The sequence below is a fragment of the Pseudovibrio sp. FO-BEG1 genome (assembly GCF_000236645.1).
Lineage (GTDB): Bacteria > Pseudomonadota > Alphaproteobacteria > Rhizobiales > Stappiaceae > Pseudovibrio.
In genome coordinates this window covers 5,157,197-5,172,862 of record NC_016642.1, presented here as the reverse complement: position 1 = coordinate 5,172,862, position 15,666 = coordinate 5,157,197, and the positions used below count along the sequence as shown (strand labels likewise).

Sequence of the window (15,666 nt, the reverse complement as noted above, 5' to 3'; positions counted from 1 at the left end):
ATGCGATTTTCTTCTTTGCCAGCTGTCCTGTGCGCTGGGTTTCTACTTTTCAGTAGCTCCTACGGCTTTGCTCAAGGGAGTGATTTTCAAAAATGGATTGCAGGCTTCAAGCGGACTGTGGTTGCGCAGGGCGTGAGCCCTCAGCTCTATGATCGTGTGTTTAAGGGCATGACCCCTGATCCGCGGATCAAGAAGAGTGCTGAGAACCAGCCTGAGTTTACCCGTGCAATCTGGCAGTATCTGGATAGCGCGGTCTCGCAGGATCGGGTGCTGCATGGCCGCCGTATGGTTGATGAGTGGGCTGGCTGGCTGGACAAGATCGAGAGCAAGTACGGCGTGAACCGCCATGTGGTGCTGGCGATCTGGGGCATGGAGAGCTCTTACGGGCGTATTCTCGACAACAAAGCGATCGTTCGGTCTACGCCGCGGGCATTGGCGACACTGGCCTACAATGGTGGGCGCCGTGGAAAGTATGCACGCAAGCAGTTGGTTGCGGCGCTGAAGATTTTGCAGAACGGCGATGTTTCTCCGCAGCAGATGCAGGGCTCCTGGGCTGGTGCGATGGGGCATACGCAGTTTATCCCGACCACTTACCAAGCCTATGCGGTTGATATTACTGGTGATGGTAAGCGCGATATCTGGAACAGTATTCCTGATGCGTTGGCATCGACAGCGGCTTATCTCAACAAGATGGGCTGGCAGTCAGGTCAGACCTGGGGCTATGAAGTCACCTTGCCGAAGAACTTCAATTATCGCCTGAGCAACCAGCGCAAGCAGCAGTCGCTTGCCAGCTGGAGCAAGCTGGGTGTGAAGCGGGCGAGTGGTTCGGACTTCCCTCGTGGTGGAGACATGGCACGGCTTTATACGCCTGCTGGGGCAAATGGCCCTGCGTTTCTGCTGCTCAAGAATTTTTACGTGATCAAGCGCTACAACAACTCCAATGCCTACGCGCTTGGTGTTGGGCACCTTTCTGATCGTTTGCTGGGACTTTCCGGTTTTGTTGCGGAATGGCCGCGTGGGGATCGCCCCCTGACATTCAGTGAGAAGAAAGCACTACAGAAGCGCCTGAGTGAAATGGGTTATAAGCCGGGTGCTGTTGACGGTAAGATTGGCCAGAGGACTCGTCAGGCGATTCAGGCTTATCAAAAAGCGTCAGGACTTGTTCCAGATGGTCACGATTCAATAAAGCTTCTTAATAGGTTGCAAGGTAGAACATAATCGGGTTTCCTAATTGCAGGAAACCAATGGTGGTGGTTGGTTCCTGCTGGAGACTCGCGGATATGCAACGATCCTTTTTGTCACTTGTGTTTGTAGCGCTGGTAAGCCTTTGCTTTGTCAGCGTTTCTGTTGTGCCTGTAGACGTTGCAGCTCAGATGCGCAGCAACAGTGCAAACGCGCCTAAGAAGGGCAACAAGTCGTTTTTCGGCTGGTTGTTCGGTGGGAGTAATAAGCGGATTGAGCAGGCGAACCCCTCCAAGAAGAAGCGCCGCAGAAGCAGTACCCGTAAAAATCGTAGTGGTGGCGTTGCTGTCGTGAACGCGCCGAAGATCGTCGAGAAAGAGAAAAGCAAGGACGCAAAAGTCCTGCTGGTTGTTGGTGACGATCTGGCGATGGGGCTGGCGGACGGTCTGAAGGCGGTTTATGCCGAGACACCCTCTATCAAAGTGAAGAAGCTGGTTTATCCTCAAACAGGGCTTGTGGCGGTCAAAAAGCCGGATTGGCCGGAAGATGTGGCTGCTTCGCTGAAGAATGAGGATGTTGGCCTCGTTGTTGTTGCCCTTGGTGCACGTGACAATCGGAATATCAGCGTTGTCGAGCAAGGGGTGATTGATGGTCAGCCCGCGACTTATGCCGAGGAACTGCAGTTTCAGGGTGAGGAGTGGAAGAAGGAATATCGCTTCCGGACCGCGTCTCTGGTTGCGGCTATTCGCAATGAGCAGTTGCCGCTGATCTGGGTTGGCCTTGCGCCTGCCGAGGAATACCTGACGAGTGCGAACTTCAGTTATCTGAATGACTTGTTCAAAGAGCAAGTGGAGCCGGCAGGTGGTATCTTCGTTGATATCTGGGCCGCTTTTCAGGATGACAATGGCGAGTACACCACACATGGCCCGGATGTGACCGGTAAGAGCAGGCGTTTGCGCTCGAAAGACGGTGTGTACTTCACATGGGCTGGATACCGGAAAGTGGCCTACTTTGTTGAGCGTGAGATTGCGCGCATCTTTGGTAGTGCGACGGCCTTCATCTTTGAAGGTGTGAAAGATGATCCTAACTTCATTGTTCTGACAGGTCGTTTAACCTCTCCTGAAACCAAGCTGATCGGGCCGGATGACAAGGGCGGTAAAGCAGCGGCAGGGAGTGATCTGTTCAAGCTGACTGTATCTGGTGAAGCTCTGCCAGAAGTTTCCGGCCGGGCTGATGATACGCGCTGGACCGGATTTTAATATCTGAAGTATTTTTTAGCGTGTAAGCGGTGAATATTAGCAGTCACTCAAGAAGATCTGTAAAAAATTAAATTTTATCGCTGTTTTTTCGAAAATACATGCAATTCACACCCTGCTGGTAGTGTTCTGTTTACATACATGGGTAACATTACTCACATTCAACTTATGGGTGAAGTGGGGCTTTTGATGGTTACCCAACCGCATGTTTTTAAGTTGTCGATGGTGGCGAAGTTTGTGCTGGTCGTGTTTATGGCCATGACAATCATGTCGCTCGGCACGCTATTTTCCTTCGTTACGATTTATAACGCGCTGACGTCTGCGTTGGGGGACGAGACGTTGAGATCTCAGCTTATGTCTGATCATGGGCAGAGTGCGCTGGAAACGCTGCTTGTCGACAATCTGATGTTCATCGTGATGGTCTGTGCGCCTGTTGGTGCGCTGTTCTTTGTTGTTGCGGTTGTGATTGCGCGGGGGATGCGAACGAATATGGCTGCGCTGCAAGGCGGGCTGGATGCGTTGGCAGATGGCGCTCTGGATACAGAGATCAAAGGCACAGAACGGGGTGATGAAATCGGCGCAATTGCGCGCTCCATTGCTCAGTTCCGGGTTGCGCTGAAAAAGAAAGCTGAGGCGGATGCTGCTGCGAAGATGCAGCAGGAGCTGGAACTTGCGGATGCGCGCAAGGAAGCTTTGGCAAGCGTTGCGCGTGAGTTTGAAGCCTCTGTTGGTCATGTGGTTCATGATTTGCTGGATATCAGTCAGGCTGTTGAGACGCGCTCCAGAGAGTTAGATGCGAGTGTTCAGGGGGCTCATAGCGCCATGGCTTCGTCCAGCGACGTGGCGCAGACCACGCAGACCTCGGTTGAAGTGCTGGTGGAAGCTGCAGAAGGCGTTTCGCACTCCTCCGGTATGATTGGTGACAACACCACTCAGGCTGCTCAGTTTGCGCAGGATGCTGCGGAGCATGCACACAAGACCAACGAGATTGTGGGACGCCTTGCGGAGAGCGGTAAAGCGATTGGCGAAGTGATTGAGTTGATCGACCAGATTGCCAATCAGACCAACCTTCTGGCTCTTAACGCGACCATTGAAGCGGCGCGGGCAGGGGAGGCTGGCCGTGGTTTTGCCGTCGTGGCAAGTGAGGTGAAGAACCTTGCGGGACAGACTTCGAAAGCAACCGAAGAGATTTCAACTCAGGTTGAATCAGTGCAGAAGGTGGCTGAGCAGGCGGTGACGGCTATTCGCTCCATTGGAGAGACCATTGAGCGGATCAACTCCCTCTCGACTGGCATCAATGAGGCGGTGAGTGAGCAGAGGCAGGCAACGGATGATATCTCCCGCAACCTGAACAGTGCCCACCAGAATGTTTCTCAGGTCGCCTCAAACATGCAGGATCTGGACAGCGAGTTCCAGGGCACCAAAGATGCCTCGAACGATCTGCATCAAGCCGCTGGCAAACTCGGCCTTCTCTCCGAAAACCTACGCTCCGAAGTTGCCAGCTTCCTTGAAAACGTGAAGGCTGCTTAAAACTCTTTGAGCAGCCTTTGGGAGATGTGAGGGAGCGATGCGTGTTGTGCTGAAGAGGGGGGAGCGGATGGTTCCGGCTCTCGTGGCGATGCAGAGATCTTGAAAGGCATGTAATAGCTGCTTTTTGACGCTTAAGCCTAACATCTGACTTCGCCTAGTTCCGTCATGGGGGATGCTGCTTGCATAAAGGATATTCTGAGGGCCTTATCGGGTCACTCTATATGTGATCTGCTGACATTGAAGCGATACGAGGTCTCAAATTATAGGTAGATTGTGATCTCCACCTACCAGATGGCGACGGAGGTATATTTGGGAAATGGTGAGACGTAATCAGCAATGTCCGTGTGGTAGTGGAAAACGATACAAGCATTGTCATGGCAACTTAGCTGATCTTTCCAGCAACCCAAATTTTGTGAACTATATTCAGCGAAGACGCCGGGAAGTTGAAGCGGATAATGTACAGCGTCAAAACCAGCAAGGCTTAGGTCGGCCGATCATCGCGGTGCAACATAAAGACCACCAAATTGTTGCAGTCAAAAATGAGTTACATTTTTCGAAGAGTTGGAAGACATTTCCAGATTTTTTATCCGACTACATAAAGAAAACTATTGGGTCGGAATGGGGAAATGCAGAGCTTGCCAAGCCGGAAAATGAACGGCACCAGATCATTAAGTGGTATCAGAGTTATTGCCTCTATCAGCAGAAGGCAGGCATAGCTAACGGCAATATTCATAGTACAGAAGTGACTGGGCTGGTCATTTGCTATCTTGGATTGGCATACAATCTGTATCTCTTGTAACACAATGTGGAACTCCAGGCTAAAATGATTACTCGGCTCAAAGACCAGTCGAATTTTCAAGGTGCATTTTACGAACTGTTTGTTGCCGGTGCTCTCATCAGGGCTGGATATGAACTAATACTTGAAGATGAGGATGATCGCCGCTCCAAACACTGCGAGTTTGCTGCAATCAATAGGTCAAGCGGCAAGCGATACTCTGTTGAAGCCAAAATGCGAGTAGTCAATGGACTGTTGGGAAAAACTGAGGTGGATGGAGGAAGCGACCAAAAACCGCTTAGAAACCTCTTCAAGCATTTACATGAGGCGTTAAGCAAACCATCCGAAGCAGAGCGGCTTGTGTTTATTGATATAAATGCTCCGACGGAACCACAGGCCAATGACGAGAACCGCCCAAAAATCATAGATGCTGCGTCACGGAAGATTGTTCACTACGAAGGGAATCAACAAGCTCCAGACGAGCGAGCTTATGTCTTTATTACTAACATCGCAGTACATCGACACCTAGATCAGCACCCAGTCTTCGTTGTTGCTCCTATCGGTTTTAGAATCCCCGATTTTAATCGGCCTGGTAAGTATAGCTTCACGGAGAAATACAGGGCTGACCAGAAACATAAAGAAGTTTTCGATATTGCAGATGCCCTCGGAGATAGTGGAAAATTCCCTGCGACGTTCGACGGCTCACTTCCATCAGAGAGCTTTGAAGGTGAGCCAGCCCGACTGAAGGTTGGCCAGACTTACAATTTTGCCGATGCGGCGCCCGGTGGTTTGGTTGGCACTGTTCAATCGGCTGTCGTTAGTGAAAGCAGTAAAACTATCCATGTAGTCGTGAGTGCATCAGATGGGAAAAGCTACATTCTAGCTGAGCAGATGAGTGATGCTGCCTTTGTTGACTATATTGCGAACAGGGATACGTACTTTGGTGAACTGCGGCAGGTCAACAATCCTTCAAAAACTCCCTATGAGTTCTTTTGTCGAATGATGGAGATTTATGCCGACTATGATCGTAGACAACTTGCTACCCAACTAAGTATGGAACCAGATGACCCCCGCATCGCTAAAATGTCGGATCAAGAACTTCGAGAATACATCTGTGAAAAGATGGTTGCACATGTAGAAAGTCAGCATGAGTGAACTTGATGTAATGACTTCCATGTTAAACTCACGTAGCAATATACAGTCCTTAGGATTGCCAGAGTACCCATGAGTGACAGCTAAGGGCGCAAGCCATTCCTCACAATTTCGAGCGCTTTTGATGTGCTATTGGATAAGCAACTTTGCTTCTGTCTCTGGAGTGAGAGTGATTGCTGAAGCCCGGAGTGTTTGCAAAAAACTTATCCCCCTTGCTTGAAAGTGCCCTCATACTCATTGCATGCCCACGTGACGGGCTGCTGGCGGGCCGTCCGTCGGTGTGTCGTGGGCTGGGTGGGGCTTTTGTGAGGGGTAACGCATCTTGCAAAGGTCCGGTGGCACCGATTTTCAGGCGTGACTGCATGGTCTGAGAGGAAGGGCCCAAGCCTGAAGGGCATCACGCAGTGGCATTTGCTGGTCAGAGCAGTACATGTCAGGGGTAGAGGACCTGTTCGGATACGGAAACTTATCTGAGCAAAGCCACTAGTCTTCCGGGAAACCGGCTATCATGTCTTTCAGGATAAGAGGCGATGTTGGCCATACCAAAATGCCCGGGCAAGGCGCGTAGCCAATGCCGAAGACTCATATCTAACAAGTAGCGCAGGTGTTGCCTGCCGCCTTGCTCCTCCCGACTTTCGGGAGATTTAAGTTCCAACACTGCATGGGAGGCCATGTGGTGCTGTTGGTGCTTGTAAAGGCACGTCAGAGTGTACGAACATGCTGCTATCAAAAAGCCCCGGGAAGCGGGGCTTTCCGGGGCTTTGTTGTTTACTTCTTCGCCAAGATCAGCGTGGCAGGTTGGAAGACCCTGTCAGGAACTCATCGATAGACTTAGCTGCCTGACGGCCTTCGCGAATGGCCCAGACCACGAGGGACTGACCTTTACGAACGTCACCCGCTGCGAAGACCTTTTTGATGGAGGTCTTGTAGTCCTCGGTGTTCGCCTTCACGTTGGTGCGTGGGTCCAGCTCCAGTTCGTCGCCAGCTTCCTTGATGTAGGTCTCCATGTTTGGACCGGAGAAGCCGATGGCTGCCAGCACGAGGTCTGCTTTCAGGATGAACTCGGTGCCTTCAATCGGAACACGCTTTTCATCCACGCGAGCACACTTAACACCGGTTACAACGCCGTCTTCATCGCCAACCACAGCCAGAGTAGCTGCGGAGAACTCACGCTCTGCGCCTTCTGCCTGAGAGGTCGACGTGCGGAACTTGGTTGGCCAGTACGGCCAGAACTGGTTCTTGTCTTCCTTCAGCGGAGGCATTGGACGGATGTCCATCTGGGTTACAGAGAGTGCGCCCTGACGGAAGGAGGTGCCCACACAGTCAGATGCGGTGTCACCGCCGCCAACAACAACAACGTGTTTGCCGCCAGCCCAGTATGGATCTTCCTCGGAGATGTCTTCCCCGCCTACGCGGCGGTTCTGCTGCACGAGGAACGGCATTGCGTACATGGCGCCTTTGAGGTCCATGCCCGGGATGCCCGGATCACGCGGACGCTCAGCACCAGTGCACAGAAGTGTTGCATCGTGACGGGTGTAGATTTCCTCGAACTCTACATCCTTGCCGATTTCACAGCCGTAGTGGAAGGTGACGCCTTCTGCTTCCAGCTGCTCGACGCGGCGGTCGATGTAGTGCTTTTCCATCTTGAAGTCAGGAATACCGTAGCGCAGCAGACCGCCAGCTCGTGGTTCACGCTCATAGACGTGTACGGTGTGGCCAGCGCGGGCCAGCTGCTGGGCAGCAGCCATACCAGCAGGGCCGGAGCCGATAACGGCAACGGTTTTACCGGTCTTGGTTGTTGCAGGCTCAGGCTTGATCCAGCCTTCTTTGAAGGCGCGGTCTACAATGGCCTGCTCAACGGTTTTGATCGCAACCGGAATGTCTTCCAGATTGAGCGTACATGCTTCCTCACATGGCGCAGGACAGATGCGTCCTGTGAAATCCGGGAAGTTGTTTGTTGAATGCAGGTTGCGGGATGCCTCTTCCCAGTCGCCGGCAAACACCAGGTCATTCCAATCCGGAATCTGGTTGTTGACCGGACAGCCGGCTGGACCGTGACAGAAAGGAACGCCACAATCCATACAACGCGCTGCCTGACGCTCTACGTCAACTTGTGAGAGCGGAACCGTGAATTCACGGAAGTGGCGAATGCGATCTGATGCTGGCTGGTACTTCTGTTCCTGCCGGTCGATCTCCAAAAAGCCAGTTACCTTACCCATGTCTTCCCCTCTTATTCCGCAGCCGCGAGGCCCATACGCGCAGCTTTCATTTCCTGAAGCGCGCGACGGTATTCAACCGGCATAACTTTCACAAATTTCGGACGCCATTCTTCCCAGTTGGCAAGAATGTCTGCTGCCTTCGTGGACCCAGTATACTTCACGTGGTTTTCAAGAATGAGACGCAGACGTTCGTCGTCGTGGCGTGTCATGTCAGCTGACAGGTCCACACGTCCTTTGTGCTCGATGTCGCCGCCATGGTGGTGCAGCTTTTCAAGCAGATCGTCTTCTTCTTCCACTGGCTGGATTTCAACCATCGCCAGGTTACAGCGAGAGTTGAAGGATCCGTCTTCGTCCAGAACGTAGGCAACACCACCGGACATGCCTGCTGCGAAGTTACGGCCCGTCTGACCGATAACAACAACAACACCGCCGGTCATGTACTCACAGCCGTGATCGCCAACACCTTCGACAACCGCGGTTGCACCGGAGTTGCGAACTGCAAAGCGTTCACCTGCCACACCGCGGAAGTACACTTCACCGCTGGTTGCACCGTAAAGAACGGTGTTGCCGACGATGATGGAGTTTTCAGGCACGATGCGGGTGTTTGCTGGTGGGCGTACGATGATGCGACCACCTGCGAGGCCTTTACCGACGTAGTCGTTCGCGTCGCCTTCCAGATCGATGGTCACACCTTTGGCAACAAATGCGCCGAATGCCTGACCCGCAGTACCGGTCATGGCGATGTGAACGGTGTCGTCCTTGAGGCCTTTTGCGCCATAGCGTTTTGCAATCTCACCGGAGAGCATTGCGCCAACGGAGCGGTCAACAGACTTGATTTGCGCAGGGAAGGAGACCTTCTCTTTGCTTTCAAGTGCTGGTGCTGCATTCCTGATGAGCTCACGGTCAAGGATGTCATTGATCGGATGCTCTTGTAGCATGGACCAGCGGCTCTCTTCCGGAGTTGCATCTGGACGGTAGAAGATCTTGGAGAAATCAAGACCCTGAGACTTCCAGTGGTTGATCGCGGACTCTTTGTCGAGCATGTCGGAGCGACCGATGATGTCGTCCAGCTTTTTGACGCCGAGCTCAGCCAGCAGGCCACGCAGCTCTTCTGCAACGTAGAAGAAGTAGTTGATGACGTGCTCAGGAGTGCCTTTGAAACGCTTGCGCAGGACAGGATCCTGAGTTGCGATACCAACCGGGCAGGTGTTCAGGTGACACTTACGCATCATCAAGCAACCTGCTGCGATCAGCGGTGCAGTTGAGAAGCCGTATTCGTCAGCACCCAGCAGAGCTCCGATGAGAACGTCACGGCCTGTACGCAGACCACCGTCTACCTGCAGCGCAACACGGGAACGCAGACCGTTGAGAACGAGGGTTTGCTGAGTTTCAGCAAGGCCCATTTCCCAAGGAGAACCAGCGTGCTTCAGAGAGGTGAGCGGAGATGCACCAGTACCACCGTCAAAGCCGGAGACAGTGATGTGGTCTGCACGTGCTTTTGCAACACCTGCTGCAACTGTACCAACGCCCACTTCTGACACCAGCTTAACGGAGATGTCTGCAACTGGGTTCACGTTCTTCAGATCGTAGATCAGCTGTGCCAAATCTTCGATGGAGTAGATGTCGTGGTGTGGTGGCGGTGAAATCAGGCCAACACCCGGGGTGGAGTGACGGGTTTTCGCGATCACTGCATCTACTTTGTGGCCTGGCAGCTGTCCGCCTTCACCCGGCTTCGCGCCCTGTGCCACTTTAATCTGGATCATGTCGGAGTTGACCAGATACTCGGTGGTTACACCAAAGCGACCAGAAGCAACCTGCTTGATTGCGGAACGCATCGGGTTTGGAGATCCATCCGGCAGCGGGTTGAAGCGCTCTGCTTCTTCACCACCTTCACCGGTGTTGGACTTGCCGCCGATTTTGTTCATGGCAATCGCAAGTGATGTGTGTGCTTCGCGAGAGATGGAACCGAAGGACATCGCGCCGGTTGAGAAGCGCTTGACGATGTCTTCTGCGGATTCCACTTCGTCGATGTTGATCGGGCGACGACCCAGCTCTTCTGCGGATTTCACGCGGAACATGCCACGGATGGTGAAGCGACCAGAGGTCTCGTTCACTTCCTTCGCAAATTCCAGATACTTTTCTGGCAGGTTGTTGCGAACTGCATGCTGCAGAGTTGCGATGCTGTCTGGAGTCCACATGTGGCTTTCACCACGGGAGCGGTAAGCGTATTCACCGCCAACATCCAGAGAGCGGCGCAGGATTGGGATGTCCTCAAACGCGTCATGATGGCGAACAACAGTTTCAGCAGCGACTTCACCAAGGCCGATGCCTTCGATGGTGGTTGCTGTGCCGAAGAAGTATTTTTCAACGAACTGGGAGTTCAGGCCAACCGCATCAAAGATCTGCGCACCACAGTAGGACTGGTAGGTGGAGATGCCCATCTTGGACATGACTTTGAGCATGCCTTTGTTGATGGCTTTGATGTAACGGGAAACAACTTCGTGCTCATCCACTTCCTCAGGGAAGTATCCCTCAGAGTGCATAGAGCGGATTGTTTCGAACGCGAGGTATGGGTTGATTGCCTCTGCGCCGTAGCCCGCCAGAACGCAGAAGTGATGAACTTCGCGTGCTTCACCGGTTTCGACCACGAGACCAACAGAGGTGCGAAGACCTTTGCGGATCAGGTAGTTGTGGACTGCTGCGGTTGCCAGCAGTGCCGGAATTGCGATGCGGGCCCGTGAGATCACGCGGTCAGACAGGATGATGATGTTGTAACCACCATGCACTGCTTTCTCAGCACGTTCACACAGACGCGCCAGCGCATCTTCCATACCTTCCGGGCCTTTTTCGGCGGAGTAGGTAATGTCGAGGGTCTTGGTCTGGAACTGATTGTCAGCGATATCACCGATTGCGCGGATCTTTTCCAGATCAGCGTTGGTGAGGATCGGCTGACGCACTTCCAGACGCTTCGAGGTTGAAAGACCTTTCAGGTCAAACAGGTTCGGGCGTGGGCCGATGAAGGACACCAGGCTCATCACCAGCTCTTCACGGATCGGGTCGATCGGTGGGTTGGTCACCTGCGCGAAGTTCTGCTTGAAGTAGGTGTACAGCAGCTTGGACTTGTCAGAGAGAACAGACACAGGTGTGTCGGTGCCCATGGAGCCCAGTGCTTCCTGACCAACTGTTGCCATTGGCTGCATGAGAAGCTTGATGTCTTCCTGCGTGTAGCCAAATGCCTGCTGACGATCGAGAAGGGTTTCACCAGCAACCGGTGCACGTTCACGCACAGGTGGGAGCTCTTCCAGAACCATTTGAGTGCGGTGCAGCCAGTCTTTGTATGGGTGCGCAGTAGAAAGCTGACGCTTGATTTCCTCGTCGGAAATGATGCGGCCTTCTTCCAGATCGATCAGCAGCATCTTGCCTGGCTGCAGACGCCATTTCTGGACGATCTTCTCTTCCGGAATGTCCAGAACGCCAACTTCAGAGGACATGATGACGAAATCGTCGTCTGTCACAATGTAGCGGGCAGGGCGCAGGCCGTTACGGTCAAGCGTTGCGCCGATCTGGCGGCCATCTGTGAACGCAACCGCTGCTGGCCCATCCCATGGCTCCATGAGAGCTGCATGGTACTGGTAGAAGGAGCGACGGTTTTCGTCCATCAATGGGTTACCGGCCCATGCTTCTGGAATCAGCATCATTGCTGCATGCGCGAGGGAATAGCCACCAGTGGTGAGGAATTCCAATGCGTTGTCGAAACATGCAGTGTCTGACTGGCCTTCGTAGGAGATTGGCCAGAGTTTGTTGATGTCATCGCCAAATGCCGGAGAAGACACAGATGCCTGACGGGCTGCCATCCAGTTTACGTTGCCGCGCAGGGTGTTGATTTCACCGTTGTGCGCAACCATGCGGTATGGGTGAGCCAAATCCCAGGATGGGAAGGTGTTGGTTGAGAAACGCTGGTGAACCAATGCCAGAGCAGAGACATAGCGCTCATCACGCAGGTCATCGTAGTAGGCGCCAAGCTGGTAGGCGAGGAACATGCCTTTGTAAACGATGGTGCGGCTGGAGAAGGAGACGATGTAGAAGCCTTTATCTACTGCATCACACTTCTCGCGCACAACGTTGGAAATGACTTTGCGCAGGATAAAGAGACGACGCTCCAGAACATCACCATCAGTATTGTCTGGTAGTGTTACAAACAACTGACGGGAGACTGGTTCAGTCGCAGCAATATCCGGTGCTTTCGACAAAGAAGAATTGTCGACTGGAACATCACGCCAGCCAAGAATCTTAAGTCCTTCTTCAGATACACATTCCGCAACGATGCTTTCGCACTGCTCGCGGAGCTTTTTATCTTGTGGAAGAAAGAGGAATGCTACGCCGTATTCGCCTGCTTCTGGCAGTTCGAAGCCGATCTTCGCGCATTCTTCTTTAAATAACTCGTGTGGGACCTGGGTCAGCATACCTGCACCGTCACCCATCAGAGGGTCAGCGCCCACGGCGCCGCGGTGTGTCAGGTTTTCAACGATCTGAAGGCCGCTTTGTACCACATGGTGAGATTTTGCGCCTTTGAGGTTAGCTATAAAGCCGACACCACAGGCGTCGTGCTCCTTGGCTGGATTGTAAAGCCCCTCAGTGGCAGCAGTGCGGAGTTTTTCCGTAACGGTGCCAGTGGTGGTAGCACGGGTTTTCATAGTTTCCCCCCCACTCATATGCATCGTGTTTCCTCCTTTTTCTGCCATTTTTGGCCTCACTTTCGCTCATCTCAATGTGACCGGTTAAGGTCACTTCCTCGTTCGGGTCGCGGGGATGTCTTCCTCGCGGCTCGTTCGAAGCCCCGGCACGGCTTGCCCCGGATCTGTCGAATGAAGCACGGCCTCTTTATATGTAGGGCCGCCCATTCGGAGTTTCCTCCGATCTATCTTACCCCTTTGGCGAGTGCATTGCGATATGTCCGCAGGGCACACATTTGGGGGAGAATGTCGCGGCGTTGGGAACGCGCCTACATTCTTCTCTTTAGCGTTGTGTGGATCTCTTAGGCGGATCGCTTGGAAGGTGTCTTCCAGATTGTCATCAACGCATGCGGGATAATAAGGACAGTACTCCTGTCCTTTTCCGCGTCGCGAACATGCCAGATTTCAGAGGGTAGAGCAAGAGTGTTTCAGAAAGACTTTATTTCTATTCTTTTAATTTTATTAGGCCGATTGTCGCATTGGCACCTAAAACTCAAGTTAGATGCAATAATATTTCAACTATTCACGAACCCGTGAGGAGGATGATCTCATTTTATTGGTTTAATCGCGCGAAAATAACATGTGTTTGATTTCCCATTGATCGAGTTTTTTGCAAGAACTGTCTTCAGAGGCGAACCAAACCTGTTGAACACATCGCCGAATTTCAATTGAGGAGTTTTGAAATGTCCAAAAAAACGTTGTCCGCTGCTGTACTCGCAACCGCTGTTACTGCTGCTGTAGCTGGTGCGAACATTACTGTTGCTGAAGCTGCTTCCAAAGAAAAATGTTACGGCGTTTCTCTTGCTGGTGAGAACGACTGTAAAGCTGGCGCAGGCACCACTTGTGCGGGTACTTCCACTGTAGACTATCAGGGCAATGCTTGGACACTCGTACCAGCTGGCACCTGTGAATCCATCGAAGTTCCAGGTGACCGCAAAGGTTCACTGACTGAACTTTCCCGCGACCTGCCAAAATAATCGCTTTAAATTACAATATACTGCATGGCACCGGGGCGGGTTCTACCCCTCCGGTGTTTCTTTAAGAAGAAGTCATAATAGAGGACGAGGTGCGATATGAGTGCGCAAAGGGTCAATGCAAAACTGCCTGCACGAGGTGGCGTCGGCTTAAAGGCTGATCACTACCGCACCATTCTCAATGAAAAACCTGATATGGGCTTCTTCGAAATCCACGCGGAAAACTACATGGGTGCCGGTGGACCCCCACATGGTTATCTTGAGGCGATCCGCCGGGATTACCCTCTTTCCGTTCATGGTGTTGGCCTTTCCATTGGTGGTGCTGACCCTTTGAACAAAGATCACCTTGCTCGTGTGAAAGACGTTGTTGACCGCTATGATCCAGGCCTCTTCAGTGAACATCTGGCATGGTCAACGCATGACACTGAGTATTTCAATGACCTTCTGCCGCTGCCATACACAGAAGTGACTTTGCAGCAGGTGGTTGATCATATTGATGAGGTGCAGACTTTCCTTGGTCGTCAGATGCTGCTTGAAAACCCAAGCGCGTATGTGATCTTCAAAGAAAGCACCTACGAAGAAACTGATTTTCTTCGTGAAATTGTGAAGCGGACCGGCTGCGGATTGCTGCTGGACGTGAACAATGTGTTTGTTTCTGCAACCAACTCCGGTGGTTCACCTGAAGACTATGTGGACCAGTTCCCGGTTGAACATGTTCAGGAAATCCATCTGGGTGGGCATGCGCCAGAAACAGACGAGCTGGGTTATCCTCTTCTTATCGATGCACACGACCGCAAGGTCGCTGATCCGGTCTGGGCTCTGTATGCTCGCACAATTGATCGGACTGGCCCTCAGCCGACATTGATCGAGTGGGATGCAAACATTCCGACCTGGGAAATTCTGGCTTACGAAGCCGAGCAGGCTGATGTGATGATCCAATCCCACATTGAAGCACACGCAAAAGCTTCTGAAGAGCGGAGTGACCATGTCTCAGGCGCCTGATAACACGAAGGAAAAGATTGCCTTGAAAGGATTTGGCGTTCCTTTGCAAGACTTGCAGACGAACATGCAAGGCTTTGACATGTTTTCTGACGGGTTGATGAATCCAGCTGTTCCAGTTCCCGATGGGGTTGTTGGGCGTGATGGTAATCCATCTGAGAAGCGTTATGGCGTTTACCGCAATAACGTGATGGCGAGCCTGATTGATGCAATGGCTGCCAACTTTCCCGCAGTACATGAACTGGTTGGGCGTGATTATTTTCGGGCCCTTGCTGCAGAGTTTATTCGCAAAAGTCCGCCTGAGCAGCCTGTGCTCAGCGAGTTTGGTGGCAAGTTCTCCGAGTTCATTGGCGCGTTTCCTCCGTTGGCGGACTATCCGTACCTGAAGGATGTGGCGGAGATGGAATGGGCTTGGCTGCGTGTGTACCACGGTGCAGATGCGAGCCCTCTGGCGCCGGATGCATTGACCAAGATTGATCCAGCAAAGCTAGGGGATGCGGTGTTTACGCCGATCCCTGCACACAAACTGATTTACTCCCGTTTTCCGCTGAGCGAGATCTGGAAGCAGAACCGTTCAGAGAACGTGGAGGGTGTTACTCCAGAAGCTGATCAAGCGATTTTGATTTGCCGTCCAGACATGGACGTGACACTGACCGGATTGGCTCAGGACGTAGCGGCATTCGCTGATTTGCTGTTCTTTGGCAAGACATTGGGAGAAGCCGCTGACGTGGTTTCGTCCTCTTTTAAACTCTTTGATCTGTCGCAGGCATTGGGCTGTCTGCTGAGCGCACGCGTGTTCGCGAGCGTCCATATCAAAGCTTAGTAATGATTACGCGGGGCCGGGCG

10 protein-coding genes are annotated in these 15,666 nt (G+C 52.6%); 8 read left to right on the top strand and 2 right to left on the bottom strand.

Annotated elements, in window-relative coordinates; translation table 11 throughout:
* From PSE_RS23275 to PSE_RS23255, 5 genes are all read left to right on the top strand, one after another.
* Window positions 1-1,218 carry a lytic murein transglycosylase gene (locus PSE_RS23275; protein ID WP_041768780.1) on the top strand — a complete coding sequence of 406 codons (1,218 nt, stop codon included), beginning with the start codon at window positions 1-3 and terminating at the stop codon, window positions 1,216-1,218.
* 62 nt (window positions 1,219-1,280) lie between these two features.
* Window positions 1,281-2,441, top strand: a complete 1,161-nt coding sequence (locus PSE_RS23270; RefSeq protein WP_208998032.1) for a DUF459 domain-containing protein — start codon at window positions 1,281-1,283, stop codon at window positions 2,439-2,441.
* A 186-nt stretch (window positions 2,442-2,627) separates the two neighbouring features.
* Window positions 2,628-3,968 carry a methyl-accepting chemotaxis protein gene (locus PSE_RS23265; protein WP_208998031.1) on the top strand — a complete coding sequence of 447 codons (1,341 nt, stop codon included), beginning with the start codon at window positions 2,628-2,630 and terminating at the stop codon, window positions 3,966-3,968.
* A gap of 316 nt (window positions 3,969-4,284) precedes the next feature.
* A complete protein-coding gene (locus tag PSE_RS23260) occupies window positions 4,285-4,767 on the top strand; it encodes an SEC-C metal-binding domain-containing protein (RefSeq protein ID WP_041768779.1) in 483 nt (160 codons plus the stop codon).
* A 24-nt stretch (window positions 4,768-4,791) separates the two neighbouring features.
* On the top strand, window positions 4,792-5,898 hold the full coding sequence (locus PSE_RS23255) for a hypothetical protein (RefSeq protein ID WP_014287021.1): 1,107 nt from the start codon (window positions 4,792-4,794) through the stop codon (window positions 5,896-5,898).
* A gap of 782 nt (window positions 5,899-6,680) precedes the next feature.
* On the opposite strand, the gene PSE_RS23250 is transcribed toward PSE_RS23255, so the two are convergent.
* Window positions 6,681-8,114: a glutamate synthase subunit beta gene (locus PSE_RS23250; RefSeq protein ID WP_014287020.1), complete on the bottom strand. Its 1,434-nt coding sequence runs from the start codon at window positions 8,112-8,114 to the stop codon at window positions 6,681-6,683.
* 11 nt (window positions 8,115-8,125) lie between these two features.
* Window positions 8,126-12,808, bottom strand: a complete 4,683-nt coding sequence (gene gltB, locus PSE_RS23245) for a glutamate synthase large subunit (RefSeq protein WP_014287019.1) — start codon at window positions 12,806-12,808, stop codon at window positions 8,126-8,128.
* A 722-nt stretch (window positions 12,809-13,530) separates the two neighbouring features.
* Here gltB and PSE_RS23240 point away from each other — a divergent pair.
* From PSE_RS23240 to PSE_RS23230, 3 genes are all read left to right on the top strand, one after another.
* Window positions 13,531-13,824 (top strand): DUF2282 domain-containing protein, encoded by a 294-nt coding sequence (locus PSE_RS23240; protein WP_008551278.1) that lies wholly within the window; start codon window positions 13,531-13,533, stop codon window positions 13,822-13,824.
* Between the two features lie 96 nt (window positions 13,825-13,920).
* Window positions 13,921-14,823 carry a DUF692 domain-containing protein gene (locus tag PSE_RS23235; protein WP_014287018.1) on the top strand — a complete coding sequence of 301 codons (903 nt, stop codon included), beginning with the start codon at window positions 13,921-13,923 and terminating at the stop codon, window positions 14,821-14,823.
* The gene (locus PSE_RS23230; protein ID WP_014287017.1) at window positions 14,807-15,643 is read left to right on the top strand and encodes a DNA-binding domain-containing protein; all 837 of its coding nucleotides are present in this window, start codon (window positions 14,807-14,809) and stop codon (window positions 15,641-15,643) included. The genes PSE_RS23235 and PSE_RS23230 overlap by 17 nt, the downstream gene beginning before the upstream one ends.
* Window positions 15,644-15,666 lie beyond the last annotated feature (23 nt).

What these genes read in the sequence shown, in the direction of transcription:
- PSE_RS23270 (WP_208998032.1), top strand. Translation starts at nt 1,281, where the DNA reads ATGCAACGATCCTTTTTGTCACTTGTGTTTGTAGCGCTGGTAAGCCTT.
- PSE_RS23240 (WP_008551278.1), top strand. Translation starts at nt 13,531, where the DNA reads ATGTCCAAAAAAACGTTGTCCGCTGCTGTACTCGCAACCGCTGTTACT.
- PSE_RS23265 (WP_208998031.1), top strand. Translation starts at nt 2,628, where the DNA reads ATGGTTACCCAACCGCATGTTTTTAAGTTGTCGATGGTGGCGAAGTTT.
- PSE_RS23255 (WP_014287021.1), top strand. Translation starts at nt 4,792, where the DNA reads ATGATTACTCGGCTCAAAGACCAGTCGAATTTTCAAGGTGCATTTTAC.
- PSE_RS23250 (WP_014287020.1), bottom strand. Translation starts at nt 8,114, where the DNA reads ATGGGTAAGGTAACTGGCTTTTTGGAGATCGACCGGCAGGAACAGAAG.
- PSE_RS23235 (WP_014287018.1), top strand. Translation starts at nt 13,921, where the DNA reads ATGAGTGCGCAAAGGGTCAATGCAAAACTGCCTGCACGAGGTGGCGTC.
- PSE_RS23230 (WP_014287017.1), top strand. Translation starts at nt 14,807, where the DNA reads ATGTCTCAGGCGCCTGATAACACGAAGGAAAAGATTGCCTTGAAAGGA.
- PSE_RS23260 (WP_041768779.1), top strand. Translation starts at nt 4,285, where the DNA reads ATGGTGAGACGTAATCAGCAATGTCCGTGTGGTAGTGGAAAACGATAC.
- PSE_RS23275 (WP_041768780.1), top strand. Translation starts at nt 1, where the DNA reads ATGCGATTTTCTTCTTTGCCAGCTGTCCTGTGCGCTGGGTTTCTACTT.
- gltB (WP_014287019.1), bottom strand. Translation starts at nt 12,808, where the DNA reads ATGAAAACCCGTGCTACCACCACTGGCACCGTTACGGAAAAACTCCGC.